The sequence below is a fragment of the Brevundimonas sp. VNH65 genome (genome assembly GCF_049445955.1).
Classification (GTDB): domain Bacteria; phylum Pseudomonadota; class Alphaproteobacteria; order Caulobacterales; family Caulobacteraceae; genus Brevundimonas.
On sequence record NZ_JBMSDX010000001.1, the window covers coordinates 1 to 23,710 of the forward strand.

The following is a 23,710-nucleotide window of genomic DNA, read 5'->3' on the forward strand; positions in this document are numbered from 1 at the left end:
ATCCGTGAAGGCGGCCGCACCGTCGGCGCGGGCGTCGTCTCCAAGATCATCGCCTAAGCGATCTTCTGACCTCAGTCGCATGACAGAACGGCCCCGGGAGCGATCCCGGGGCCGTTTTGCTGTGGGGTGCGTCGTGCGGATCGTGGCCGCTCGCAAGGACCGGCCTAGACGAACCGCACCCGGACCCCCGGCTTCACCGCGGCGGCCAGCCTTTGCGCGTCCCAGTTGGTCAGGCGGACGCAGCCGTGCGACGCCGTCTTGCCGACCCGTGACGGTTCGGGCGTCCCGTGGATGCCGTAGCTCTCGCGCGACAGGTCGATCCAGACGGCGCCCACGGGGTTGTTCGGCCCGGCGGGGACCACCACGCGCGGCCCGCCGGGGCCGTAGCTGAGCTTCTTGGGGTCATAGACATAGTCCGGCGCACGGGCGACGCCGTTGACCGTCAGTTGTCCGCGCGGCGAGGGATTGTCCGAACTGCCGACCGTGGCGGGCAGGACGGCGACCACAGAGTCATCCTCGCCATAGGCCGTCAGCCCGTTGGCGCGGCCGTCGATCTCGATGCGGGCGACGGGCGGCAGCGGATCGGCGTTCAGGACCGGAACCACGATCGCCTGCCCCGCGCGATCGAAGCCGACGCCGGGGTTCAGGGCCTGAAGCAGGCCGGGCGAGACATGAAATCGCTCGGCCAGTCTTTCCAGGGACGAGGTGAAGTGGGTCCCGTTTCGCGCCTGGGCCTGCAGGTCGTCGCCGGGCGGCGGGCTGAACGGCCCGCCCACATCGGCCGGGGTCAGGGCGTAGGTGGTCGTCACAGGCCGGTTGTCCGTCCGCGACAGGGCCTGAAGCAGGGCGTTGTCGGCGCCCCCCTTCTCGCCCAGACCGTTCGCACGCCGATAGGCCGTCACCGCCCTTTGCAGGTTCGATCCGTCCAGGCCGTCGATTTCGCCGGGCGAGAAGGGCGTTCGGTCCAGCAGGATCTGCAGCCGCACCAGCGCCGCATCGGGCGCACCGGAGCCGGGCAGGACAGCGGGGAGGGTCGTCGCCGTCTCGACGGCCTGCCGCAGCGGACTCGTCGGGGCGGACGGCTCGGCCGGCGACGTCGCCGCTTCACGCCCGCCATCGCCGCATCCGGCCAGGAGGCACAGAGCCAGAAAGGAACAGGCGAGGAGGGGGACGTGACGACGCATGGGCGCTCCGCAAGCAACTGATCCAGGGACCAATCCGCCTGGAGCGCCGAATGTTCCCGAAGGGTCGGATCAGCGCACGGCGGCGGCCAGGCTGTCGGCGGTGACCGAGGCCCAGCAGGCGTAGCCGTCGTCGTTCATGTGCAGGTCGTCCGGCCCGATGCCGCCGCGCGTCAGCCCGGTCCAGCCGCGCATGGCCTCGAACCGGTGCTGCACCGCATAGCCCATGCGGGCGCCTTCGACGGCCAGCAGCCGCGCCACCTCGGCCAGGTCGGTGTTCTTGCCCCGGAAATTGACCCCGTCCTCGGGCAGCCGCTGGGGATCGATCAGGATCACGTCGACATTGGCGGCGTCGAGGATGGCCTGGCCTCGGGTGATGTCCGTCATGACGTCGCCCCAGGGCCGGGCGCGCAGCACGTCGTTGGTTCCGACCTGCCAGATGACCAGGTCGGGGCGATAGGCGTCGATCTCGGCCTGCATGCGATTGGCGGTTTCGAACGCCGATTCTCCGCCAATGCCCCGGTTGAAGACGTTGACCGCCACGCCGGGCAGGCGGGCGCGCAGATCGTTCTGGAGGCGCGGCACAAAGCCCAGGTCGCGGCGGCTGGCGCCCACGCCCTCGATACTGGACGACCCGAGGGCCAGGATGTTCAGCCGGCTGAGATCCCGGACCGCAGCCTTGCTGCGATACAGGCCCTCGCCCGCCAGGGTCAGGGCGGCCGCATTGACCGGACAGGCCGCTGCGGACGCTGGCGGCGCCTCGCCGGGGCGAGGCAGGGTCGGCTCCTGCGTGCTCGTCGCGCCGGCGCTCTGCGCCCGGGCCGCGCCCGCGATCAACAGGCCGACGCCGAGCCCCAGCAGGGCGGTCAGGATGACAGTCGTGCGTTTCACCCGTTCTCTTCTCCGGTGGCGGGGTCGGTGGCGGTTTCGCCGGAATTGCTGCTGCCTTCGGACCCCGGCGGCTCCGTGGCCGGGCGCGGCGGCTCGCCCGGACGCGCCGGGGCGCGCTGGTTCTCGGTCTCGGTCTGGCGGTCTTTCGGGCGGGCGGGGTCGGTCATGTCAGTCTCTCCTGAATAGGCGCGCTGGGCGCCTCACGGCAACGCCTGACCGCCGTTTCGGGTCCGGAAAGGGTTCGTTCACCATCGCCCTCAACCGGACCGAAAGCCTGTTCGGGCATAACAGCCGACCAGAAGAACGCGACAAGGGGGCGGACGCATGGGCGACAGGGTGGAGACCGAGATCATCCGCGCGCGGGACCTGACCGCCGCCGACATCGCCGACTGGCGCGCCATGATCGCCTCGGATCCGGCCCTGGCCAGCCCCTATTTCCGTCCGGAATTCACCCAGGTCGCCGGAGAGATCAGCCCGGACGCCGCCGTGGCCGTCTTCCGTCGCGACGGCCGCACCCTCGGCTTCTTTCCGCACCAGAAGCGCGGCGGCACGATCCAGCCGCTCGGGGCGCCGATGAACGACTACCACGGCGTCATCGCCCGGCCCGGCGACGCGCCCTGTTTGGAAGGCGTGGCCCGGTCGCTGAACGCCCCGCGTCTGCGCGTCGGCGCCTGGGTCGGGGCGGCCCAGGATGGGGAGGCCCGCGAAACCCTGATGGTCGAGATGCCTGACGGCGGCTACGAGCCCTGGTACGCCGAGCGGCGTCGCACCTGGTCGAAATACTACAAGGACAAGGAACGCGCCCGCCGCAGCCTGGAGGCCGAGCTCGGCCCGATCCGCGTCGAGCGCGGCCTGCGCGATCCGGCCCTGCTCGACCAGCTCATCAATCTGAAGCGCGACCAGTACCGCCGCACCGGTCGGCACGACATCTTCGACTGCGGCTGGACGGCGGACCTGCTGCACGCCCTGATGCAGACGCGTGGCCAGGACGACTTCGGCGCCTCCATGGCCGCGATCTGGGCCGGCGGGCGACTGACGGCGGTCGAGTATTCGCTGCACGCCGGCGACCGCTATCATTTCTGGTTCCCGGTCTATGAGCCGTCGCTGGCGCGGTGTTCGCCGGGAATCCTGCTGAGCCTCGACACCATGCGGCTGGCCTCTGCGGAGGGCTATCGGGTGTTCGACTTCGGGTTCGGCGGCGAGGGCTACAAGAAATACTTCTGCAACGCCCAGCAGTCGGTGCGCGAGGCGGTCGTCATGCAGCCCGGTCTGGCGGCCTCGGCCAGCGAGGCGGCGGTCAAACTTCTCAACGCCGCGGGCAAGCGTCGCGGCGAACGCCTGCGCCAGAGCGTGCGCCGTCGCTGGGCGGCGATCGAGGCCTGCGAGGTGACGCCGCTCAATCGCTGGAAGGGGGCCGTCGAGGCCACCCGGACGGCCCTGGTCAAGGGCAAGGACCGCGCCGCCGCCCGGCTGGCCGAACCGGCGGTGACCGGTTGAGGATGGACCCGATGATCGCTCCTCCCGCCGAGACACGGCGCACCCGCTATCCCGGCCCGATCGCCCGGGCCGCCGTCCATCCCCACAGTCTGGTGGATCGCGGCTTCGCCGACGACGAGGCGCTGGAGCGTATTCTCGACCGCTATCCGGCCGAGCTGATCGACATCAACCTGTACGACTATGACGACGCCGGCCAGGTGACGATGCGCACCGGATCGCGCGGCGACCTGCCGGGATCGCGCCTGCTGGAGGCGATCAAGGCCGGCCGCCTGTGGGTCAACATGCGGGCCGCCCAGACCGGCTGTCCCGAGCTTTGGGCGGCCGCCATGGAGGAGTTCCATCGCATCCAGGCGACCTATCCGGGCCTGAAGGCGGTGAAGAACGCCGGCCAGCTGATCATCTCCTCGCCCAGCAACCGCACGCCCTATCACTTCGACGCCGCCGGGGTGGTGCTGTTTCATCTTCGCGGCCGCAAGCGGCTGTTCGTCTATCCGGGCGACGAGACCCATCTGGCCGAACACGACATGGAGCGCGTCGTCGCGCGCCAGACCACCGAGGAACTGCCCTATGACCGCGCCTTCGAGGCGGCGGCCCAGGTGGTCGACCTGGAGCCGGGCCAGGCCCTGACCTGGCCCTTCTATGCGCCGCATCGGGTGGAGAACCTGGACCGCTTCTGCGTCAGCCTGTCGATGGATTTCCAGACCTGGCCGTCGCGGCTGCGCAACGGCGCCCTCTACGCCAACGCCGTGCTGCGCAGTCGTGGGCTGAACCCGCGCCCCACCGACCGCATGGCGCCGCCCGAGCTGGCCGCTCGCTGGGCCCTGTCTCTGGCGTTGAAGAAGGCGGGGCTGATGGAGGACCGCATCTCGGCCATCCGTCGCGATTTCACCCCCGACGAAGCGGCGGCGGACGGCGCCGGCGACCTGCGCGCCGCCTGACATCCGGTGCGCGCCAGGAAGGCGGCTGACAGAAAACCTCTGCCGCACTGCAATATTTCTGTTGCTTCGGCGTCGCTCGCCGTCTCAATCTGTCGCCGTGGGATCAGCAACCGGCGAGAGGCGCACGATTTGATCTTCGACGAGATGTCCGGCGGGGGCGGCGAGGTTCGCGAGAGCTATCGTACCCTGGCGCGCTGGCTGGAAAGCGCGCCGGACGACCTGCTGACCTCGCGCTCGCGCCAGGCGGAGCTGTTCTTCCGCCGCATGGGGGTGACCTTCGCCGTCTACGGCGATGTCGAATCCAACGAGCGGCTGATCCCCTTCGACGTCGTGCCCCGCATCATCGGCGCCGCGGAGTGGGCCCAGCTGGAGGGCGGCCTGATCCAGCGGGTGTCCGCCATCAACGCCTTTCTCAAGGACATCTACGGACCGCAGGAGTGCATCCGCGCGGGCGTGGTTCCGGCCGAACTGATCCTGACCAACCCTCACTACCGCCCGGAGATGCAGGGGCGTCGCCCGCCGGGGGACGTCTGGTCCCACATTTCCGGCGTGGACCTGATCCGCACCGGCGAGGACGGCTTCATCGTGCTGGAGGACAATGTCCGCACGCCCAGCGGCGTCTCCTACATGCTGGAGAACCGCGAGATGATGATGCGGCTCTTCCCCGATCTGTTCGCCGAGCACCGCATCCGGCCGGTCGAGACCTATACCGACATGCTGCTGGCCTCGCTGCAGGCCTCGGCGCCCGAGGCGGCGGGGGCCGATCCGAACATCGTCGTGCTGACGCCCGGCCCGTTCAACTCTGCCTACTACGAGCACAGCTTCCTGGCCGACAAGCTCGGGGTCGAACTGGTCGAGGGCGGCGATCTCTTCGTCAACGACGACGTCGTCTATATGCGCACGACCGAGGGGCCGCAGCGGGTCGACGTCATCTATCGCCGCATCGACGACGAGTTTCTCGACCCCCTGACGTTCCGCCCGGACTCCGCCGTCGGCGTGCCCGGCATCATGGCGGCCTATGCGGCGGGCAATGTGACCCTGTCGAACGCGGTGGGCACGGGCGTGGCCGACGACAAGGCCGTCTACACCTATATGCCCGAGATCATCCGCTTCTTTTCCGGCGTCGATCCGATCCTTGGCAATGTGCCGACCTGGCGCTGTCGCGAGCCGGAGGCGCTGAAAGAGGTGCTCGACAAGCTGCCGGAGCTGGTGGTCAAGGAGGTCGGCGGCTCGGGCGGTTACGGCATGCTGGTCGGGCCGGCCGCGACAAAGGCCGAGATCGAGACCTTCCGCGCCAAGCTGATCGCCCATCCGGAAGAGTTCATCGCCCAGCCGACCCTCGCGCTGTCCACGGCGCCGACCCTGGCCAATGGCGAGCTGTCGCCGCGCCACGTCGACCTGCGCCCGTTTGTCCTGTCCAGCCCGAAAGATGTGCGCGTCGCCCCGGGCGGCCTGACCCGTGTGGCGTTGAAGGCCGGATCCCTGGTGGTCAATTCCAGCCAGGGCGGTGGAACCAAGGACACCTGGGTGTTGGACGACTGATGCTGAGCCGCACCGCAGACAGCCTGTACTGGACCGGCCGCTACATGGAGCGGGCCGACTTCCTCGCGCGCATTCTGGAGGCGGCGTCGCGCCTGGCCTCGCTGCCCGCCAAGGATGCGGCGGCGACCAACGCCTGGGCCAGCGCCATCGCCTCGGCCGGGGTGGCGCAGAGGTTCGCCGAGTCCGGCCGGTCGCCGGGCGAGCGTTCAGTGCGGGAGTTTCTGGCCTTCGCGCCCGAGAACCCCTCGTCGATCAAGAACTGCATCACGGCCGCCCGCACCAACGCCCGATCGGTCCGCACCGCCCTGACGATCGAATTGTGGGAGGCGATCAACGGCGCCTGGAACGGCCAGGCGGAGTTCGGCGAACCGACCCGCCGCGACGACTTCGTCCGCTATCTGGAGTGGGTCAAGAACGTCTCCCTGGCGGTCGAGGGCGCCAGCTCGCGGACCATGCTGAGGAACGACGCCTACTGGTTCCTGCGTCTCGGTGCGGCGATCGAGCGGGCCGACAACACCGCGCGCCTGCTGGACGTGAAATACCATCTGCTGCTGCCGGCCGACGAGCGAGTGGGAGGTCAGCTCGACTATTTCCAGTGGACCACCCTGCTGCGCGAGGTCTCGGCCCTGACCGCCTATCGCTGGGTCTATCGGGAATCGGTGCGACCCTGGCTGGTGGCCGATCTGATGGTGCTCAACCGTCAGATGCCCCGGTCGCTGGCCAGCTGTCAGGGGATGATCGTCAGCTATCTGGAGCGGCTGGCCGGCGACTACAACCGCCGCGGCCCGGCCCAGCGGCTGGCTTCGGCGCGTCTGGCCCGGTTCAACGAGGCCAAGATCGAGGACATTTTCCAGTCGGGCCTGCACGAATACATCCTCGGCTTTCTGTCCGAGAACAACGCCCTAGCCGCCGCCATCCACGATCAGTATCTGGTGTGAGCATGCGGATCCGGATCGATTACGAAACCCGCTACGCCTACGAGCGCCCGGCCCGGTTCATCGTTCAGGCGCTGCGTCTGACGCCGCGCACCAACGAGGGCCAGCAGGTGCGCGACTGGCGCATAGAGACCGATGTGGACGCCCGTCTGCGCCGCACCGAGGACGCCTTCGGCAACATCGTCCACCATCTCTACACCGAGCGTCCGACCGACAGCCTGTGCATCCGCGTCACTGGCGAGGTGGCGACCTCGGACACAAATGGCGTGGTCAGGGGCGCGCTGGAGCGGCTGTCACCCACGGTCTTCCTGCGCGAGACCCCGCTGACCGAGGCGGACGGGCCGCTGCGCGCCTTCGCCGAGGCGGTCGGGGAGGGGGACGATCTCGGGCGGATGCACGAACTGATGGGCCGCATCCATGGCGAGGTGGCCTTCGAGGTCGGGGCGACCACGCCCGATCATACGGCGGCCCAGGCCTTCGCCCTGAAACGCGGCGTCTGCCAGGATCACGCCCAGATCTTCATCGCCTGCGCACGCCGTCTCGGCGTTCCCGCACGCTACGTCTCCGGCCATTTCCAGCGCACCGACGGCCAGGACGACCAGGACGCCGCCCACGCCTGGGCCGAGGCCTGGATCGAGGGTCTGGGCTGGCTGGGGTTCGATCCGGCCAACGGCGTCTGTCCCACCGATCGCTATGTGCGGGTGGCCGTCGGCCTGGACGCCCTGGGCGCCTCGCCGATCCGTGGCGCAAGCTATGGTGGTGGGCGCGAGCGGATGACCGTCGCCCTGCGTGTGCGCCAGATGCAACAGACCCAGCAGCAACAGCAGAGGCAGGGTCGATGACGGGGCTGTCCGGGGTCGTGCTGTCGTCCGAATCTGTTAGCGTCGGGGTTCGTTTGTTTGCGGGTCGCGAACCGGGGCGATGACCTACTGCGTCGGCATGATGGTGAATGACGGTCTGGCGATGATCGCCGACACGCGCACCAACGCGGGCGTGGACAACATCTCGTCCTACAAGAAGCTGCACGTCACCGAGGTGACCGGCGAGCGCATCATCGGCATCTGCACCGCCGGCAACCTGTCGGTCACCCAGACGGCGCTGTCGATGGTGGCCGAAGGCGTCCGCATGCCGGGCCAGGATCATGTCGAGACGCTGGAGACCGCGCCGACCCTGTTCCGCGCGGCCCAGATCGTCGGCCACGCCCTGGCCGAGGTCCGCAACGAACTGACCTCCATGAGGGCCGAGGCGCCGAGGCTTTCGGCCTCCATGCTGCTGGGCGGCCAGATCAAGGGCGGCAAGATGGGGCTGTATCTCATCTACGCCGAGGGCAATTTCATCGAGTGCGGGCTCGACACCCCCTATCTGCAGATCGGGGAGTTCAAATACGGCAAGCCGATCCTGGATCGCGCCCTGCGGCCCGACACCCCGATGGCCGAGGCGGTCAAGCTGGGCCTGATTTCGTTCGATTCCACGATCCGCTCGAACATCGCCGTGGGGCCGCCGTTCGACATGGTGGTGATCGGCCGTGACGCCCTGCATGGCGAGCAACGCCGGATCGAGGCCGACGATCCCTATTTCAAGGACCTGGGCCGGCGCTGGTCCGAAAGCCTGGCCGCCGCCCACCGCGCCATGCCCCCGCCGCCGTGGCTGGACCCCCAGCCCAGCGCCCGGCCCTCGATTTCGGTGGTGGGCTAGGCCCTCACCACCTCAGGGCGAACCGGCCGACGACGGCGCCGATGACGCCCGCCGCGAGAACACCCAGCGTGTACCAGGTCGCAACGAAGGCGGCGGTCGCCTCCGGGCAATGCAGGACGCCGTAGGCCGTCGCCGCGATGCCGCCGGCCACGACGCCCAGGGCCGCCCCACAGGCGGCGGGCCGGGTCGGCGCCAGCCGCCGCGCGGACAGCAAGACGAACGGAGCGGTCGCGGCGGCCACCATCACGATGTTCCTTCCGCACACGGTCCAGGTCCGTCCCAGCCAGTCGCCCAGACGCTCGCCCGGAGGGGCGGCCAACAGCTCGATCGCACCCCACAGAAGCGCCAGGCCGATGACGATCGCCAAGGCCAGCAGGGCCCGGCGCACATCGACGCCGGGTCGTCCCGCAGCCGTGACCAGGGCCAGGGCGGCCGCCGTGAGCGACAGGGTGTAGAGGGCTTTCAGCCAGGGCGTCGGCGACTGCACCGCCTGGACGATGTCGGGTCTCACGCCCAGCAACAGAGCGACGGCCAGGACGGCGGCCACGGCCGCGCCGACCAGCCACCGCCCGATCGGTCGGGCAGGGCGCGCCGGCTCCAGCCCGGCGGCGAGGGCGTCGATCAGGTCGTCAGTCTTCATGGTCGGATACGCTGGCGGTCAGGGTCTTCATGGAGCGGTGAACGCTGACCTTGGCCGCGCCCTCGGTGAAGCCGTTGCGTGCGGCGGCCTCGGCCAGGCTGAAGCCGCCGATGCGGACATCCTCGATCAGGCGGCGCTGACGTATCGGCAGGACCGACAGAAGGCGCTTCAGGTCGCGCCGCACCACCCCCTCCTCGATCGTGTGCTCCGCGATCAGCACCGAGGCGTCCTCCAGGGGAACCGACGGTCGTCGTCCCTGCCGACGCAGATGATCGATCAGCTTGTAGCGGGCGATCGCATAGGCCCAGGCGGTGAAGGGCAGCGACCGGTCATATGTGGCGCGCTTGGCGTGGATCGCGATCAGACAGTCCTGCACCAGGTCCTCCGTGTCGGCCTCGCGGCCAAACAGGCGGCGTTTGAAAAAGGGGGTCAGGGCGCCGCGCATTTCGGTCAGCAGCGCGCGCCAGGCCACGGGGTCGCCGTCCAGACCCCGCACCATCAGATCCTTGAACTCGGCTTCTCTGTCGACCACGCCCATCCCCATTCGTATGGACTCGGGAAAGGTTACACGCGCCGTCGCCGCTGGCGTCGAATTCTTTTTTCGTAACCTTCCGGCGATCCGCGTCGAACCCCCCTCCTGTCAGACCGATCCGCCCCGGGCCGGTCCCACACAGGAGACGACCCCGATGAACACCCCCGCCAAGCTCATGATCGGCGCCGGCGCCCTGCTGGCCTTCGGCGCAACCGCCGCCGCCGCCCAGAACCGCCCTTCGGCGGAACAGGAACGGGCCATGGAGAAATGTTACGGCGTCGCCAAGGCCGGCCAGAACGACTGCGCCGCCGGTCCCGGCACCACCTGCGCCGGCACTTCGACCCGCGACTATCAGGGCAATGCCTGGAAGCTGGTCGCCAAGGGCACCTGCACCTCGATCCGCACCCCGCGCGGCCCCGGTTCCCTGAGCCCGATCCCGAACCGCTGATGACCCACGCTCCGACCGCCGGCCTGGGCCTGAAGCCCCAGCACTACGCCGAAGCCGAAACCTGTCCGACGGTCGGCGCTCCTCATAACGCACAAGCCGGCCTGTGGTTCGAGGTTCATCCCGAGAACTACATGGTCGCCGGCGGCCCGCGCCTGTCCTGGCTGGAGCGCATTCGGACCCGGCGACCGCTGTCGCTACACGGCGTCGGCCTGTCGCTGGCCGGGGACGAGCGCCCCGACCGCGATCACCTGCGCCGCTTTCGCGCCCTGATCGACCGGTTCGAGCCTTTCCTGATCTCGGAACATCTGGCCTGGTCGCGACGCGGAGGGACCTATCACCCCGATCTTCTGCCCGTGCCCCGCACGCGCGAGACGCTCGGCCTGATCTGCGACCACATCGACGACGCCCAGACCGCGCTCGGCCGACGGCTGCTGATCGAGAACCCGACCGCCTACCTCGCCCTGGCCGGGCATGAGTGGGACGAGGTGGATTTTCTGGTCGAGATCGCGCGCCGCACCGGCTGCGGTTTGCTGATCGACGTCAACAACGTCCACGTCAGCGCCGCCAACATGGGGTTCGACCCTCGCGCCTGGCTCGACGCCGTGCCGGCGGACCTGGTCGGAGAGATTCACCTGGCGGGACATCGACCGGACCCGGTCTGGGGCGAGGGCCTGCTGATCGACAGCCATGACGCCCCGGTCGCGGAGGCGGTGTGGAAGCTGTACACGACCTTCATCGGTCGTATCGGCGCTCGTCCCACCCTGATCGAACGCGACGGAGAGGTTCCGGCCTTTGCCGAACTGCTGTCCGAGCAGGCGCGCGCGGCGGCCGCCCTGGCGCATGTGCTGGAGGCCGTATGACCGCCTTTCACGCCGCCTTCGAGGCCGCTCTGACGGGGCGGTTCGACGCCCTGTGGCCCCATCTGGTCGCGGACGACCGGACGCTCGGCGCGATCGCCGTCTATCGCAACACAGCCATCAAGGGGCGGATCGACGCCCTGGAGGCCAACTATCCCACGGTCGTGCAGATGGTGGGCCGCGACTGGTTCCGCGCCGCCGCCCGCGAGTTCGTCGAGGCCGAGCCGGGCGGTGATCCGGTTCTGGCCGACTATGGCGTCGGCTTTCCCCACTGGCTGGCGCGGTTCCCGCCGGTGGAAGCCATGCCCTATCTGGGACCGATGGCCCGTCTGGACCGGGCCTGGACCGAGGCCCATTTGTCGGCCGACGCGCCTGTCATGGCGGCGAACGAAGCGGCCGGCCTCGGGCTGGCGCTGGCCGGCGCGCCCGCCCGGCTTCATCCCTCGGTGCGCCTGTTCTGGTTCGACTGGACCGCGCCCAGCCTGTGGCTGGCGCACCGTCGCTCCGGCTCTGACGAGGACCTCGTCTGGCGTCCCGGCGGCGAGGGGCTGTTGATCCATCGACCGGAACACGAGGTTCGCATCCGCCGCCTTTCGCGGCCGGAATGGGCCTTCCTCAACGCCGCGCGGCACGGTCGCGCCTTCGCCTCCGCCGCGCTCGCCGCCCAGTCTGCGGACTCCTCGTCCACCGCCTCCGGCTGTGACGTGCCCGTCCTGTTCGGCGGTCTGCTCGCGCTCGGCGTCTTTCAATCCCTGACCGAACCGGATGTCGCCGCATGAACGCCCTGGCCCGCCTGCATCACCGCCTGACGGATACCATTCCCGAATGGCCCTTGGCCCTGCTTCTGCGTCTCGGCGTGGCCGCGCCCTTTTTTCTGTCGGGGCGCACAAAGGTCGAGGGGCTGCTGACCGTATCGCCTTCGGCCCTCTATCTCTTCGCCGAGGAATATCGGCTGCCGGTCATCCCGCCGGAGATCGCCGCCCATCTTGCGACCTATGCCGAACACCTCTTGCCCGCCTTGCTGGTGCTCGGCTTGCTGACGCGGCCGGCCGCTCTGGGGCTGCTGGCGATGACGGCGGTGATCCAGGTCTTCGTCTACCCGTCGGCCTGGCCGACCCATCTGCTCTGGGCCGCGCCCTTGATCTACCTCGTCGCGCGGGGACCTGACGCGGTCAGCCTGGATCGGCTTCTCAAGCTCGAATAGTCGCGGTCTGCGACGTTCCGCCCCTGCGCGCCTCGGTCGCATTGCGGAATTGCGGCGGCTCTGGGTCGAATTATTGCAAATTGTTCGCAGTATGAGTTGCATCTGCGGCGAGGCTTGGTATTTGCGAGCGCATCGCAATATCGCCTCCCCAAGGATCTGCTTCCATGTCCGCTTGCAACAGCAGCGCCGCCGCGCTCCGCGCCCTATTGTTCGCCTCCAGCGCCGCCGGCTTGATGTGCGCCGCCCCGGCCCTGGCGGAAGCGCCCGGTGATGCGGCGGTCCCGGACCAGCAGGCGGCGGACCTGGGCACCATCGACGTCAACGGCCAGCGCGTGCGCCGCGAGCCAGCTTCGGCCGAGTTCGTCGCGCCTCTGGTGGACACGCCGCGCGCGGTGACCGTCATTCCCGAACAGATCATCCACCAGACCGCCGCGACCTCGCTGGAGGACCTGCTGCGCACCTCGCCGGGAATCACCTTCGGGGCGGGCGAGGGCGGTCAGCCCCTGGCCGAACGCCCCTTCATTCGCGGCCAGTCGTCCGGCAACAACGTCTTCGTCGACGGCGTCAGGGACACCGGCGGCCAGTCGCGCGAGGTCTTCAACCTGGAACAGGTCGAGGTCATCAAGGGACCGGACTCGGTCTATTCCGGCCGGGGCTCGGGCGGCGGCAGCATCAATCTGGGCTCCAAGGCGCCTCACCTCGCCGACTTCGTCAACGTCGGCGCGGCCGGCGGAACCGACAGCTATTATCGCGCCACGCTCGACGGCAACTGGCGCTTCAACGAAACCACGGCGTTTCGTCTAAACCTGCTGGCGACCCAGGGCGACGTGGCCGGCCGCGATGCGGTGGATTTCGAGAAGTACGGCCTGGCTCTGTCGTTCGCGACCGGACTGGGCACGAACACCACCGCCACTTTCAGCTACTATGGGCTGCGCGCCGACTCGATGCCCGACTACGGCATTCCGCTGGATCGGAAACTCGACGGCGCCTGGACGATCCAGACGTCGGACAGCCGCATCCTCGATGTGCCCTATGACAGCTTCTACGGCCTGACCGCCCGCGACGATCTGCGCAACGAGGTCGACAGCGCGACCGTCAAGCTGGAGCACCGCTTCAGCGACACCCTGGCCGTCCGCAACACCACCCGCTACGCCGAGACCCTCAACGACTATGTGGTGACCAATCCCGGCGACGGCGGCACGGCGGTGCTCGTCGGCGGCGAGTACTGGATGAAGCGCGGCCTGAAGTCGCGCTGGAACCCGACCGACACCCTGGCCAACGTCACCGACCTGTACGGGGTGTTCCGCACCGGCGCGATCAAGCACAACTTCGACATCGGTCTGGAGCTGTCGACCGAGGAGAATCGCAACGCCTCCTACACCGTCACCACGACCGGCGGCTCGACCTGTCCGGCCCCGCTCAGCGGTTTCGACTGCACCCGTGTCTATGACCCGAACCCGGCCGATCCCTGGACGGGCTCTATCGTGCGCGGCGCCGTGACCGCCAGCACGACCGACACCACGGCCGTTTACGCTTTCGATTCGATGGAGCTGGGCGAGCGGTGGCGGCTGAACCTGGGCCTGCGCTGGGACGACTATTCGGTCGACGGTGTGGCCTCGACCGGCGCGGCCATCCCGGAGTCCCAGTGGGACTTCGTCAACTACCAGGTCGGCCTCGTCTACAAGCCGTCGGCGAACACCAGCGTCTACGCCTCCTGGTCGACCTCATCGACCCCGCCCACGATCGCCGGCGGAGATCAGAACGGCACGGGCGGTACGGGTTCGGGCAATCTGGCCGGCGATCTGCTGGAGCCGGAGGATACCGAAAGCTACGAGATCGGCGCCAAGGCCGACCTGTTCGGCCAGCGTCTCAGCCTGTCGGCGGCCCTGTTCCAGACCACTCGCAAGAACGCCCAGATTCTGGTCGACGCCGGGGTCTATGAGCAGGCCGGCGAGGCCGAGGTGCGCGGTCTGGAGCTGGGCGCCTCCGGCTCCGTGACCCCGGCCTGGACGGTGTTCGGCGGCTACACCTACATGGACTCGGAGCTTGTCCGGGGCGCCTACAACAACGTCAACGTCGGTGATCCGCTCGCCAACACGCCGGAGCACAGCTTCAGCCTCTTCAGCACCTATCGCGTTCTGCCGCGTCTGACCCTGGGCGGCGGGCTCTACTATGTGTCGGACCGTTTCGGCGGCAACCAGGGCGGCGCCGGCGGCGGATCGGCCAGGGTCTACGCCCCGGAGTACACCCGCATCGACCTGTTCGGGGCCTATGAGCTGACCGATCGGGTGGGGCTGCAGCTGAATGTCCAGAACGCCGGCGACGAACGCTACATCCTGCGGACCAACGGGGTGCACCACGCCGATCCGGCGCCGGGCCGCTCGGCGATACTCAAGCTGAACGTCCGCTTCTGATTTTCTCCCCGACCCCGTTCCAGCGGGTCTAACCTCGGGCGGCGTCAGCTTCTGACGCCGCCCTTTTGTTCGCGAGGCCGCCGTGCTGCTGCATATCCCCGAGGTGTTCACCAAGGCCGAGGTGAAGGCGCTGCGCGCCATTCTCGACGCCGGTCCCTGGGCGGACGGCAACATGACCTCTGGCCATCAGTCGGCGACGGCCAAGCGCAACACCCAGCTGCCGGAGGACTCGGCCGAGGCGAAGGAGGTCTCTGCCCTGGTGGTTCAGGCTCTGAACGCCAATCCGATGTTCGTCGCCGCCGCCCTGCCGCACACGATCTTCCCGCCCCTGTTCAACCGCTATGAGGGCGGCGGCGAGTTCGGCGTCCACGTCGACAACGCCATCCGCCAGCGCCGCGACGGCTCGGTCCGCATCCGCAGCGACCTGTCCGCCACCCTCTTCCTGTCCGAGCCTGAGGACTATGACGGCGGCGAACTGGTCGTGGAGGAGATGTACGGTTCCCAGACCGTCAAACTGCCCGCCGGGGACATGGTCCTGTATCCGTCCAAGAGTCTGCATCGGGTGACGCCCGTGACACGCGGCGCGCGGGTGTCCAGCTTCATGTGGCTGCAGAGCCTGATCCGCGACGACGGCGACCGCGAAATGCTGTTCCGCCTCGACGTCGCCACCCAGCGTGTCGCCGCCGATAAGGGGCCGAAAGATCAGGCCGTCATCGAACTGACCGGCGTCTACCACAACCTGCTGAGACGGTGGTCGGAGGTTTAGGCGCGAACCGGGGCTTTTTGGGGGGGCGGCTATGGGTGGGAGCCAGCTCTCCCTCTCCCTTCTCCCGGTTGGGAGAAGGTGCCCCGCAGGGGCGGATGAGGGGACTGTCTGACCGTCGGCGAAGCCGTCGCACGGCTGGAGCCTCTCCCAACCGGGAGAGGGAAGCTGGGAACGTCGTCAACGGCCTGAAGGTGGACCCAGACTCACTCGCGACTGGGGGCGAACAAGACGGCCTCGCCTGACTCCGGCGAAACAGCTCAGTACACGTCCCGCCGATACCGACCCGCGTCGCTGAGCGCGATCAGGCCGTCGGCGCCCAGGGCCCGCTCCAGCGCCGCATGGACGCCCGGCGCCATGCCTTCCAGCGCGCCGCAGACATAGACGGCCGCGCCCCGCTCGACCCAGGCGCGCACCTCGTCGGCATGGCGGTCGATCAGGGCCTGCACATAGCTTCCGTCGCCTGCGTCCCGCGAGAAGGCCCGGTCCAGTCGGCTTAGGGCGCCTGACGCCAGGGCGGCCTGAAGCTCGTCGTCGAAATAGGCGTCGTGGGCGGCGGTCCGCTCGCCGAACATCAGCCAGGCGCCGCCGTCGCCCGGCGCTCGCGCCCGCAGGTGGCCGCGCAGGCCCGCGATCCCTGTGCCCGCCCCGATCAGGATCAGGGGCGTCGCTCCGTCAGGACCGTGGAAGTTGCGGTTGCGGCGAATCCTCAGCGGCGCCTCGTCGCCGATCACCAGCGACCGGGTCAGCCGTCCCGACCCCAGACCCGGCGTCCCGTCGGGCCCCGTCATCAGCCGCACCACCAGCTCCAGCCGACCGTCGGACGGCAGAGAGGCGATCGAGTACTCGCGCGACACCGTGTCGCCCGTCTCGGTCGTCACGCCGACCTCGGCGATGTCCCCGGCCGACCACTCCAGCCGTCCGTCCAGCGGCGCCAGGGCGACATGCCAGGTCTCGCCGCCCGGACTGCCGGGGTTCAGCAGGCGGCGCTCGACCATACGCCACCGGCCATAGGCGGCGGGGGTCCAGTCGGGGGCGACCTGCGTCCCGGTCAGCTGGTTCAGCTGGTGCTGCCAGTGCCGGATGGCGGCCGGATCGGCGTCGTCCACCTCGACCGCGTCGAACAGGGGCAGGGCGCCGGACTGGCGCAGCCAGTGATCGACCGCCCGTCCAAAGCCGCAATAGTCCCTGTAGGACCGGTCTCCCAGCGACAGCAGGCCGAACGACAACCGGTCCAGATCGGCCGGCGCTCCCAGCAGGGTCCGCACCGCGCGCGCGGCGCTGTCGGGGGCGTCCCCTTCGCCGGTGGTCGAGACGACGAACAGGGCGCGTCGGCAGGTCCGCAGCAGATCCAGATCCAGTTCCGCGAACGACACCGTGGTCGCCGCCTGTCCGGCCTCGGTCAGGGCGCGCGCGGTCATCTCGGCCAGTTCCTCGGCGAACCCGGTCTGACTGGCGTAGGCCACCAGCGTCGCGTCGGCGGCCCGGTTCGCCCGTTCGGCGGCGCGGCGCGCGGTGTCGCGGCGTTTGCGCGCCTCGCCCCAGACCACCGCCAGGGTAACGGCCAGCCACAGGACGAGCGCGAGGGCCGCCAGGGCCAGACGGATCGGATCGCCGCTCACCTCAGCCCTCGTCGGCCATGGCCCGGAAGGCGGGGCTCTCGGTCTCGGCGAACCGGCCGCGATCGTGGCGGATGAAGCGGGCGGCGATCCCGGCCTCAGTGGCGAAGGCCGGACCGTCCTCGGACCCCATCACGGTCAAGGCCGTGGCCAGGGCGTCGGCCCGCGCCGCGCTGGGGTGCAGCACAGTCACCGAGGCCAGGCCGTTCTGGATCGGCGCGCCCTCTCGGCCGTCGATCGAATGCGAGAACAGTCGCCCGTTATGTCCGAAGTAGCGGCGATAGTCGCCCGAGGTCGCGACCGCCAGATCGAAGGCGGCGGCCACGGTGCGAACGCTGTCGTCGCCCGGCGGCCGCTCCAGCTCGACCCACCAGGGCTGGCCGTCGGGCTTGACGCCCCGGCCCAGCAGTTCGCCGCCCACCTCGACCAGATGCGAGGTCGCGCCCAGGGTCGTCAGCCGCTCGGACACCCGATCCGCCGCCCAGCCCTTGCCGATGGCCGAGAAGTCCAGCCGCATGCCGCCCGGCTGGAAGGCCGTCCGGTTCGGCCGGTCAAGCCGCAGCTTCATCCAGCCGGACGCCGACAAGGCCGCCTGAAGGTCTTCGTCCGACGGAAGACCGGCCGTCGCGTCGCGCGGACCCGGCGGGCCGAAGCCCCACAGGTCCACCAGGGCGCCCAGGGTCGGATCGACCGCGCCGCTGGTGTCGTCCGCCAGATCCAGCGCCAGATCGAACAGGGCCCAGAAGTCTTCGGACAGAACCACCGGCCCGGCCTCGGCCGCATTGAACCGGCTGACCTCGCTGTCGGGCGACCAGGGACTGAACAGGGCGACGACGCGGTCCAGTTCGGCCTCGACGGCGCCCAGCAGTTCGACATCCGTCGTGGCCGGCGGGGCGATGACCCGCGCCGACCAGGTGGTGCCCATGGTCTGACCGCCCAGATCGCGGATGCGGTCGTCCGGCGGCCGCGTCGGAGGCGGCGCGTCGAGCGGCAGCAGCATGCGATCGCCCTCGCGCCCGTCCACCGGCGTCGCTTGACCGATGATGACAGGCGGCGGCGCGCCTCGGGACGGACGGTCGATCAAGCTCAGACCTTAGGGCAGGACTTCGACCACGGCGACATAGCTGGCGTTGGTCGCCGGCTCCGCCCCCTGGGCCGGGGTGCGGACCGAGGCGTTCAGCCAGTACATGCCCGCTTCGGGCCAGGTGACCGAGAAGCCGCCGTCGGCGCCCGTGGTCACGGTCTGCTCTTCCGGATTGTCGCGATACCGGGTGGCGCCGCGGGCGACGGTGACTTCCAGCCCGGCCGCCGGCTGGCCGTCCTTGACCAGTTTGAACGTCGCGGCCTCGCCCTTCACCAGGTCGTTGGGATGGGTCACCGGCACCAGGGCCAGGCCCTCGGCCGGCGCCGCCAGGGCGGTGGCCGAGGTGTCGTTCAGGGTGACGAAGGTTTCGATGCGGCTCGACGTGCGGGTGGCCTGCACGTCGGTGGCGCCGGCGGGGATGGCGGTCGCGAACTCCGCCGGCGCGCCGCGCCAACGCTTCTGCTCTCCGTTCAGGGTGTAGGAGGCCATCATCCCGCCCATGACGTTGGCGATCCGATAGGTGCCGCTCTGCGTCAGGTGCAGATCGAAGGACGAGCGATAGCGGGCGCGGTGCTGGTTCTCGGCCTGGACGGTCGTGCCGTCCGGCGCCGTGATGGTCAGTCCGTCCAGACGCATGGCGGCGTGATCGGGAATGAAGACCCCGTTCGACATGCCGGCGTCGAAGCCGACCCAGGCGTCATTGCCCGACAGGACGGTGGAGGTGGGCGCCAGCCAGGCGCGGTGGGCCTGGGCCGACAGGGGGGCGCCGAGGGCCAGCAGGGCGGCGACGAGAGCGATCGACTTCTTCATGACGGGTCTTCCTGTGACGAGGATCAGCGGGTGACGGCGACCGAAACGGCGCCGAGTTCGGTGGAGCCGGTCGCTCGGCCGGTGTTGGCCGCGCCCCAGCGGAAGGGGACGCGCACCACCTCTCGACCGCCCAGTTCACGGGCCGCCTCGACCACGATGTTGTACTGGCCGGGCTGCAGGCCGTTCAGACGGGCGCCGGGCACGCGCACGGTGTGCTGGCCCGGCGCGCGGGTGGCGCCGGACACGCCGTCCGCCGGCAAGGCCATGGCCCGGCCGCCCTTGCGCCACCAGGTGCGCATGTCCTTCAGCCAGTCCTTGCCGTCGCCCTCGGCGTTGCGGGTCTGCTGGTACCAGACGGCCAGGGTCCGCACGGCGTTCTGGTCCGGCGTCTCGATCCACACGGCGACATAGGGCCGGTGGTAGGAGCCCGAGTTGATGCGGGGCACGGTGACATTGACCGTCAGGTCGGCGGCCGACGCGACCGCCGGAGCTCCGGCGGCGATCACAGCTGAGGCGGCGAGGGGGAGGACGCGCATGGTCTTGGCTCGATCAGTGAATGAACAACAGGGCGATGATGACGGGGATCAAGAGGCCCAGCCCCACCAGGGGCCAGGTCGAGGGGCGGCTGCGGCCGTGCAGCCACAACAGTCCCAGGCCGGTCAGGGCGAAGACGACGCAGGCCACGGCCAGCACGTCGATGAACCAGTACCAGACCTTGCCGGTGTTGCGGCCCTTGTGCAGGTCGTTGAGGTAGGCGACCCAGCCCTGCTTCGTGACCTCCATCGTCACCTCGCCCGAGGCGCGGTCGATGGTCATCCAGCCGTCGCCGCCGGGACGGGGCAGGGCGACATAGACCTCGTCCGGCGTGGTTTCCGTCGGGCGGCCGGCGATGCGAGCCTTCAACTCGCCCTGCGCCCAGCGGGCCACGGCGTCGGGGACGGGGTCGGTGGTCTCCTCGCCCATCTCGGACAGGCGCTCCACCAGCGGCGCGGGCAGGACGGCGCTCTGTTCGGTGGTGCGGGGCTCGGACTTGATCTGGGGCGCGTGGTTCAGGGTGATGCCCGTCACCGCGAACAGCAGCAGGGCCATCAGCGACACCCCCGCCGAAATCCAGTGCCAGCTGTGCAACTGCTTCAGCCAGAAGGCGCGCGCGCGGTTCACGCCCGGCGCCTTGGCGGGCCGGGAGGCGGCGGCTTCGACGGGCGAGTCAGGCTCGGGGCGGGCGGGAACGTCGGTCACACCCGGCCTCTGCCACAAGATGCGAACGAGTTGCAATAGAAACAGCGCGCAATGCGCGATCGGTCGCAGGTTTTATTCCTTCTCCAGGCAAAGCGCAGGGGGAGGAATAGTTCTATCCGCCCAATCGCCTGACCAGGGCCGCCGCGAACTCCGACAGGGTGTCGTCACGGGCGCCCATGACCAGGATACGGTCGCCGGGCCGCGCCAGGTCGATCAGCCGGTCGCCACAGGCCGCACGGTCCGCCAGGGCCAGGGCGTCACGGCCCAGGGCGCGGACACCGGCGGCGATGTCCTCAGACCCCACCGATCGATCGGTCGTCCCGCCATAGTAGACCGGCTCGGGCATCAGCAGCACGTCGTCCTCGCGCATCAGGCCGGCGAACCCCTCGGTGAACTCGGTCTTCATCAGCTTCAGCGGGCCGAACCCATGCGGCTGGAACAGGATCAGCAACCGCCCGTCGAAGGCGTGCAGGGTCTTCAGCGTCGCGGCGATCTTGTCGGGGTTGTGAGCGAAGTCGTCGATGACCGTCACCCCGTTCGCCGTCCCGACCACCTCCATGCGGCGACGGATGCCCGCGAAGGACGCCAAGGCGGCAACCGCCGCGTCCAGCGACACCCCGATGGCCCGAACCGCGCCGATGGCGGCCAGGGCGTTGGCCACATTGTGCGCCCCAGGCACGTTCAGGGTCACCGGCCGCGCCGCACCGCCTCGCGCGTGAAGGACGAAGGTCATTCCGGTCGGCAGGGGCGACAGATCGCGGGCCACCAGATCGGCGTCGGCCTCGCCCAGTGAAAAGGTGGTCACGTCGCCGCCACGGCCCTCGGCCTCCATCCTCTGCGCCAGGGCCTGGGTCTCGGTGTTGTCCAGGTTCAGCACCGCCTTGCCGGCGCGCCCGGTGAAGCCGCCGAACAGCGTCCGCAACTCCTCCATCGACTTGTGGTCCAGCGAGATGTTCGACACCACCGCCACCGTCGCGTCGTAGCGGGCGATCGAGCCGTCGCTCTCGTCCACCTCCGCCACGAACAGCTCCGAACCCCCGATCAGGGCGCTGGCGTAGGGGTGGTCGGCGTCGACGAAATTCCTCATCACCGCGCCGTTCATCACGGTCGGGTCGCGACCCGCCTGATGCAGGATCCAGGCGACCATGCCGGTGATGGTCGACTTGCCGCTGGTGCCCGCCACCCCGACCGAGGTCGGCGCCGCATTGAACAGTTCGCTCAGCAACTGCGGCCGGGTCTTGATGACGGCGCCGACGCTTTTCGCCGCCGCGATGTCGGGCACCGTATCCTCGATCGCGCCCGAGGCGATCACCACCTGATCCGGCGAGGTCACCCCCGACCCGTCCTGCGCAAACAGGGTCACCCCGTGTTCGGCCAGCCAGGCGAACTTCTCCGGCGTCCGCCCCTGATCCCGCGACCGGTCCGAACCCTGGATGGCGTGACCGCGCGACTGCACGATCATCGCCAGGGGCAACATCCCCGACCCGCCGATGCCGCAGAAGAAATAGGAGGCGTCGCTTTTCATTTCGGCTGAGTAGCGGGGTGCAGGTGACGGGGGAAGTCACAGATCGTCGGGCTCCGGGCGGCCCGACGCTTTTCCGTCCTCACACGGGTTCAGGCAGCCGCTCCGGATGCAGCCGCAGACCCAGGGCTTGGAGGACCCGCAGCACCGTGCGGAACTCCGGATTGCCGTCGCTGCTGAGCGCCCGATACAAGGACTGGCGCGGAAGGCCGGTCTCCTCGGCCAAAGCCGTCATGCCGCGTGCGCGCGCGACGACGCCGAGCGCATCGGTGATTTCGGCCGGATCACCGTCGGCGAAGGCGCCTTCCAGATAGGCCACGATCGCTTCCGGGTCTTCCAGATAGGCGGCCGGATCGAAGGGACGGGATTCTACGGGCATCTAGATCTCCTTTGCGAAGCGTAGGGCGGCGCGTATGTCGCGATCCTGACTGTCCTTTTCGCCGCCGCAGAGCAGGATGATCAGGATGTCGCCGCGCTGAACGAAATAGACGCGATAGCCGGGGCCGGTATGGATACGAAGCTCGCTGACTCCCTGTCCCACCGGCTTGACGTCGCCTGGATTGCCAAGGGCCAGTCGGCGAATCCGGCGGGCGATTTCAGCCTTGGCGCGGACGTCCCGCAGAGCCGCCAGCCAGTCCGAAAACATCTCGGTCTCGCGAACCTCGATCATCTGTCAACTATACGTGACGCTCAACCCTTGTCAATCAAAGGTGACACCCTGAGGGTCCGATGATTTCGTGAATGTCGAACGGGTCTTTGTCGGCGGACAATCGCCTTTCCCCGCCTACGCCGCACCTCTATCCTGGCCACAGGACAGCGATGGAACGCATGCAAAATCCTCTCCCGAAAACCCTGCTGAAACGGCTGGGAGATATCGTGTTCGGCGCGAATGACGCCCCCGTTGCGCATGACGTCGAACGCTCGTCCGGCGAGACTGAAAAAGGACGTCCGTCGCGACGCAGGACGTCGAGCGAGCGACTGATGGACCTGATCTTCGGGGCAAGGGACGAGGGCGACCGGAAGTGATCGCCAACACCTTCAAGATCGGCGTGGTCTGCGCCAGTTCGCGGTTTCCCAAGGCGAGGGCCGAGGCGGTCAGGGCCTGGTTCGCCGAACACTATCCGGACGGCTCGGTCTCGGTGGTCTTCCACCCCGCCTGTTTCCTGAAGCACGGTCATTTCGCCGGCGATGACCGGGCGCGAGCCGAGGCCTTCATCGAATACGCCAACGACCCCCGCATCGACGCGGTGTGGTTCGCGCGCGGCGGCTATGGCTCCTGCCGCATCGCCGAGGCGGTGATCCCGCGCCTGAACGCAGTGGCGCGCAAGAAGCGCTACATGGGCTATTCCGACGCCGGCAGCCTGCTGGCCGGCATGTACAAGGCCGGGTTCAAACATCTGGCGCACGGGCCGATGGCGTCGGATTCGGTTCGTCGCGACGACACCGCGCGCGGCGCCGTGGCCTGGCTGACGACGGGGGCGTCCGACTGGCTGGAGCCCTCGCTGGCGATCGACCGGAAGCCCGCCGTCGCCTTCAACCTGACCATCATCGACCAACTGGTCGGCACGGCGCTGGAGCCGGACCTGACCGGCCATGTGCTGATGATCGAGGAGGTGTCGGAGGCCCTGTATCGCGTCGATCGGATGATGTTCCACCTGACCGGCCAGGCCTCGATCCGCAAGGTGGCCGGCATCCGGCTCGGCCGGGTCTCGGACGTGACCCCCAACGATCCCGACTTCGGCCTGACGCCTGAGGAGATCGTCCGCTACTGGTGCGCGCGCTCGGGCATTCCCTATCTGGGACCCGCCGACATCGGCCATGACCGGGACAACCGGATCGTCCCCTTCGGCTGAAGGTTCCGGCGTGGCCGCCGCGCCGCACCTCCCGGTACGATTTGGG

Annotated in this window: 26 protein-coding genes; 13 read left to right on the forward strand and 13 right to left on the reverse strand. The window is 69.2% G+C overall.

The annotated features are described in order from the left end of the window. Positions 1-164: 164 nt before the first annotated feature. The 3 genes from ACO2Q1_RS00005 to ACO2Q1_RS00015 all read right to left on the reverse strand — a co-directional run bounded on the left by ACO2Q1_RS00005 (position 165) and on the right by ACO2Q1_RS00015 (position 2,239). Complete coding sequence (locus ACO2Q1_RS00005; RefSeq protein WP_423327491.1) at positions 165-1,184, reverse strand: L,D-transpeptidase family protein; 1,020 nt, start codon at positions 1,182-1,184, stop codon at positions 165-167. Between the two features lie 69 nt (positions 1,185-1,253). Continuing rightward, positions 1,254-2,072 carry an SGNH/GDSL hydrolase family protein gene (locus ACO2Q1_RS00010; protein ID WP_423327492.1) on the reverse strand — a complete coding sequence of 273 codons (819 nt, stop codon included), beginning with the start codon at positions 2,070-2,072 and terminating at the stop codon, positions 1,254-1,256. Next, complete coding sequence (locus tag ACO2Q1_RS00015; RefSeq protein WP_423327493.1) at positions 2,069-2,239, reverse strand: hypothetical protein; 171 nt, start codon at positions 2,237-2,239, stop codon at positions 2,069-2,071. The genes ACO2Q1_RS00010 and ACO2Q1_RS00015 overlap by 4 nt, the downstream gene beginning before the upstream one ends. Before the next feature lie 157 nt (positions 2,240-2,396). On the opposite strand from ACO2Q1_RS00015, the gene ACO2Q1_RS00020 reads away from it, so the two are divergent. The 6 genes from ACO2Q1_RS00020 (at position 2,397) to ACO2Q1_RS00045 (ending at position 8,679) form a co-directional block, all read left to right on the forward strand. Continuing rightward, on the forward strand, positions 2,397-3,569 hold the full coding sequence (locus tag ACO2Q1_RS00020) for a GNAT family N-acetyltransferase (RefSeq protein ID WP_423327494.1): 1,173 nt from the start codon (positions 2,397-2,399) through the stop codon (positions 3,567-3,569). 11 nt (positions 3,570-3,580) lie between these two features. After that, a complete protein-coding gene (locus ACO2Q1_RS00025; RefSeq protein ID WP_423327495.1) occupies positions 3,581-4,507 on the forward strand; it encodes a cupin-like domain-containing protein in 927 nt (308 codons plus the stop codon). Between the two features lie 144 nt (positions 4,508-4,651). Next, the gene (locus tag ACO2Q1_RS00030) at positions 4,652-6,049 is read left to right on the forward strand and encodes a circularly permuted type 2 ATP-grasp protein (RefSeq protein ID WP_423328224.1); all 1,398 of its coding nucleotides are present in this window, start codon (positions 4,652-4,654) and stop codon (positions 6,047-6,049) included. Next, complete coding sequence (locus ACO2Q1_RS00035; protein ID WP_423327496.1) at positions 6,049-6,987, forward strand: alpha-E domain-containing protein; 939 nt, start codon at positions 6,049-6,051, stop codon at positions 6,985-6,987. The genes ACO2Q1_RS00030 and ACO2Q1_RS00035 overlap by 1 nt, the downstream gene beginning before the upstream one ends. A 2-nt stretch (positions 6,988-6,989) precedes the next feature. Next, positions 6,990-7,826, forward strand: a complete 837-nt coding sequence (locus tag ACO2Q1_RS00040; RefSeq protein ID WP_423328225.1) for a transglutaminase family protein — start codon at positions 6,990-6,992, stop codon at positions 7,824-7,826. A 79-nt stretch (positions 7,827-7,905) separates the two neighbouring features. Then, entirely contained in the window at positions 7,906-8,679 is a 774-nt protein-coding gene (locus ACO2Q1_RS00045; protein ID WP_423327497.1) for a peptidase, read from the forward strand. 4 nt (positions 8,680-8,683) lie between these two features. On the opposite strand, the gene ACO2Q1_RS00050 is transcribed toward ACO2Q1_RS00045, so the two are convergent. Both ACO2Q1_RS00050 and ACO2Q1_RS00055 read right to left on the reverse strand, forming a co-directional pair. Next, positions 8,684-9,319 carry an NrsF family protein gene (locus ACO2Q1_RS00050; RefSeq protein WP_423327498.1) on the reverse strand — a complete coding sequence of 212 codons (636 nt, stop codon included), beginning with the start codon at positions 9,317-9,319 and terminating at the stop codon, positions 8,684-8,686. Further along, positions 9,309-9,851, reverse strand: a complete 543-nt coding sequence (locus tag ACO2Q1_RS00055) for a sigma-70 family RNA polymerase sigma factor (protein ID WP_423327499.1) — start codon at positions 9,849-9,851, stop codon at positions 9,309-9,311. Before ACO2Q1_RS00055 ends, ACO2Q1_RS00050 begins: the two co-directional genes overlap by 11 nt. Before the next feature lie 154 nt (positions 9,852-10,005). Between ACO2Q1_RS00055 and ACO2Q1_RS00060 the strand changes: the two genes are divergently transcribed. The 6 genes from ACO2Q1_RS00060 to ACO2Q1_RS00085 all read left to right on the forward strand — a co-directional run bounded on the left by ACO2Q1_RS00060 (position 10,006) and on the right by ACO2Q1_RS00085 (position 15,540). Continuing rightward, complete coding sequence (locus ACO2Q1_RS00060; RefSeq protein WP_423327500.1) at positions 10,006-10,299, forward strand: DUF2282 domain-containing protein; 294 nt, start codon at positions 10,006-10,008, stop codon at positions 10,297-10,299. Then, complete coding sequence (locus ACO2Q1_RS00065; protein WP_423327501.1) at positions 10,299-11,159, forward strand: DUF692 domain-containing protein; 861 nt, start codon at positions 10,299-10,301, stop codon at positions 11,157-11,159. The genes ACO2Q1_RS00060 and ACO2Q1_RS00065 overlap by 1 nt, the downstream gene beginning before the upstream one ends. Beyond that, positions 11,156-11,935, forward strand: coding sequence for a putative DNA-binding domain-containing protein (locus tag ACO2Q1_RS00070; RefSeq protein WP_423327502.1), 780 nt, complete (start codon positions 11,156-11,158; stop codon positions 11,933-11,935). The genes ACO2Q1_RS00065 and ACO2Q1_RS00070 overlap by 4 nt, the downstream gene beginning before the upstream one ends. Next, positions 11,932-12,360, forward strand: a complete 429-nt coding sequence (locus ACO2Q1_RS00075; protein WP_423327503.1) for a DoxX family protein — start codon at positions 11,932-11,934, stop codon at positions 12,358-12,360. Before ACO2Q1_RS00070 ends, ACO2Q1_RS00075 begins: the two co-directional genes overlap by 4 nt. A gap of 164 nt (positions 12,361-12,524) precedes the next feature. Next, positions 12,525-14,774 carry a TonB-dependent receptor gene (locus ACO2Q1_RS00080; protein WP_423327504.1) on the forward strand — a complete coding sequence of 750 codons (2,250 nt, stop codon included), beginning with the start codon at positions 12,525-12,527 and terminating at the stop codon, positions 14,772-14,774. Positions 14,775-14,856: 82 nt separating this feature from the next. Further along, positions 14,857-15,540 carry a Fe2+-dependent dioxygenase gene (locus tag ACO2Q1_RS00085; protein ID WP_423327505.1) on the forward strand — a complete coding sequence of 228 codons (684 nt, stop codon included), beginning with the start codon at positions 14,857-14,859 and terminating at the stop codon, positions 15,538-15,540. Between the two features lie 257 nt (positions 15,541-15,797). Here ACO2Q1_RS00085 and ACO2Q1_RS00090 read toward each other — a convergent pair whose 3' ends face one another. The 8 genes from ACO2Q1_RS00090 to ACO2Q1_RS00125 form a co-directional block, all read right to left on the reverse strand. Beyond that, positions 15,798-17,159 carry a sulfite reductase subunit alpha gene (locus ACO2Q1_RS00090; protein ID WP_423327506.1) on the reverse strand — a complete coding sequence of 454 codons (1,362 nt, stop codon included), beginning with the start codon at positions 17,157-17,159 and terminating at the stop codon, positions 15,798-15,800. 1 nt (position 17,160) lies between these two features. After that, entirely contained in the window at positions 17,161-18,240 is a 1,080-nt protein-coding gene (locus ACO2Q1_RS00095; RefSeq protein WP_423327507.1) for an FAD:protein FMN transferase, read from the reverse strand. Positions 18,241-18,249: 9 nt separating this feature from the next. After that, positions 18,250-19,050, reverse strand: a complete 801-nt coding sequence (locus tag ACO2Q1_RS00100; protein WP_423327508.1) for a DUF4198 domain-containing protein — start codon at positions 19,048-19,050, stop codon at positions 18,250-18,252. A gap of 23 nt (positions 19,051-19,073) precedes the next feature. Beyond that, entirely contained in the window at positions 19,074-19,586 is a 513-nt protein-coding gene (locus ACO2Q1_RS00105; RefSeq protein ID WP_423327509.1) for a DUF2271 domain-containing protein, read from the reverse strand. Positions 19,587-19,599: 13 nt separating this feature from the next. Then, positions 19,600-20,289 carry a PepSY-associated TM helix domain-containing protein gene (locus ACO2Q1_RS00110; protein ID WP_423327510.1) on the reverse strand — a complete coding sequence of 230 codons (690 nt, stop codon included), beginning with the start codon at positions 20,287-20,289 and terminating at the stop codon, positions 19,600-19,602. A gap of 112 nt (positions 20,290-20,401) precedes the next feature. After that, complete coding sequence (locus ACO2Q1_RS00115; protein WP_423327511.1) at positions 20,402-21,814, reverse strand: UDP-N-acetylmuramate--L-alanine ligase; 1,413 nt, start codon at positions 21,812-21,814, stop codon at positions 20,402-20,404. Positions 21,815-21,893: 79 nt separating this feature from the next. After that, positions 21,894-22,190: an addiction module antidote protein gene (locus ACO2Q1_RS00120; protein WP_423327512.1), complete on the reverse strand. Its 297-nt coding sequence runs from the start codon at positions 22,188-22,190 to the stop codon at positions 21,894-21,896. Continuing rightward, positions 22,191-22,481, reverse strand: a complete 291-nt coding sequence (locus ACO2Q1_RS00125) for a type II toxin-antitoxin system RelE/ParE family toxin (protein WP_423327513.1) — start codon at positions 22,479-22,481, stop codon at positions 22,191-22,193. It lies immediately after the preceding gene. A 352-nt stretch (positions 22,482-22,833) separates the two neighbouring features. Here ACO2Q1_RS00125 and ACO2Q1_RS00130 point away from each other — a divergent pair, with 352 nt between their 5' ends. After that, positions 22,834-23,664: an LD-carboxypeptidase gene (locus ACO2Q1_RS00130; protein ID WP_423327514.1), complete on the forward strand. Its 831-nt coding sequence runs from the start codon at positions 22,834-22,836 to the stop codon at positions 23,662-23,664. Positions 23,665-23,710: the final 46 nt, after the last annotated feature.